A 1,623-nucleotide genomic window follows, 5' to 3' on the forward strand; every position below is an offset into this window, starting at 1 on the left:
GGTTACTGGCAGACAAAGGATATGATAGCGACGCAATCGTTGAGCAAGCTATAAGTCAGAGAATGCAAGTGGTGATTCCTCCACGAAAGAATCGCATAACTATACATCTAATATGGACTGCAGCCAAGAATGAGGCTGTGTTCTTTGCATAACGGGTCGCTATTCCTCTCCAGCGCTTCAAATGTAAAAATGCATTTTCCACCAAATGCCTTAACTTATAGAGATCTTTATCGTATTCTCGACCAGTTATATGGGCAGAAGTCTCGTGACTACACTATCTAGTCAACTTGTCCCTACAACGGCTCCTTCTTACTATCCTCTTCAAGAGATTAGTGATCCTTCTGCCTTCTCCATGCAAAAAGTTGACTTAATATTATATCATATCTCCTTGCTATTCGGGAAACAGATTGACCTTCTTGATATGTTTTTTCAATGATCTGTTTTTTTTCTTCTAAGGACCATCGTCTTCTTCTTTCTACTGATGTAATTAATTTATTATAATTAGTCATAAATCTAGTTTTACTCCTATATCTTAGAAGCAAGCCAGATGGTTCGGTTCATTTGGGGAGCACTACAAATCTAAACCAATTCTATTTTCAATTAGATTGGCCATCAGCAAGTTAAAATCATACAAAGATGACTTCTTCGGGCAAAAATGTAAGCAATCAATTATCCACAAACAACTTTCTAAAACATTTATACAAAGATCAAAAACAATTAAAATTGATAGGAAAATTTTAGTTTTATGTGGCATGGCAAATACATATAGTCAAACAGTATTACACTAGGTTGCTGCAAAAGGCTACTCTGTAGCGGTTGACCTGTTTATCTATATCATGAATGAAGCTCGTATAACTTTAAGTTTTTTAAATAATACGGTTGGTTATATGGTTTGTTGGATAAATATGTGATTGGACAACAAGATGGAAATCTTTTAAACCAGAAGATTTGTCATTAACCAATCAAAATAGACATTCATAAAACCAAGAGATCAATTGATATTCTTACAATCCATTCATCTGGTTGTCCAAAAAATAATCCTTATGGTTTACCTATAATGCTAGGGTTAGTAAATTTTAAAATTTTAGATCTCTTGTAGCCCATTTATTTAGTTATCATATAGTCTCGTAGACTTAAGGCATTTTCAAATTAAAAACTAAGAAGTTTATATTTGAATTATATTGAGTCTTATTTAATTTTTAATGAAACTTTATTTCCATGATTTTTATCTATACATTATGTTGTTAAAACATTTATAAATTAAAATTTATTTTACTCAGTGGGATGGTCATTTTGAATATTTCTAATTTTGGGCTTAATTCTAGTTATTTTGTTAATACAATGGCTTCTTCTTACTCTCAATCTCAAGGGATTAATGACCCTCTTGTGGATGAGAATAATGCCTTAGACAATCCCTTGCCTAATACACAGGAAACTAGTGCGCCAACGATTCTAGCTTCCGATCTTTCAGTTTCATCTGAAGAAATTCAATTAAACTTTCAAGAGGGAACTTCTCTAACTATTTCTTTTTTTCAGCTAGCTTTATTAAAGGAAAAATCACCCTATTTCAAAAATTTGTGGTCGGGGCAATTTCAAGAAACCCTGCAACATCCTCTGGCTTTG

The 1,623-nt window shown here is 33.0% G+C and carries 4 pseudogenes; 2 read left to right on the top strand and 2 right to left on the bottom strand.

Going from position 1 to position 1,623, the window contains the following annotated elements:
* A pseudogene (locus tag TY19_RS26690) lies at positions 1-95 on the top strand (IS5/IS1182 family transposase); the annotation flags it as partial.
* Here TY19_RS26690 and TY19_RS02060 read toward each other — a convergent pair.
* Both TY19_RS02060 and TY19_RS02065 read right to left on the bottom strand, forming a co-directional pair.
* A pseudogene (locus TY19_RS02060) lies at positions 56-241 on the bottom strand (hypothetical protein); the annotation flags it as partial. The pseudogenes TY19_RS26690 and TY19_RS02060 sit on opposite strands and share 40 nt — an antisense overlap.
* Positions 242-335: 94 nt before the next feature.
* Positions 336-509: pseudogene (locus TY19_RS02065) on the bottom strand (transposase); the annotation flags it as partial.
* Between the two features lie 784 nt (positions 510-1,293).
* On the opposite strand from TY19_RS02065, the pseudogene TY19_RS02070 reads away from it, so the two are divergent.
* Positions 1,294-1,623, top strand: a pseudogene (locus tag TY19_RS02070) (hypothetical protein); the annotation flags it as partial.

It is taken from the genome of Candidatus Protochlamydia sp. R18, assembly GCF_000648255.1.
Lineage (GTDB): Bacteria > Chlamydiota > Chlamydiia > Chlamydiales > Parachlamydiaceae > Protochlamydia > Protochlamydia amoebophila.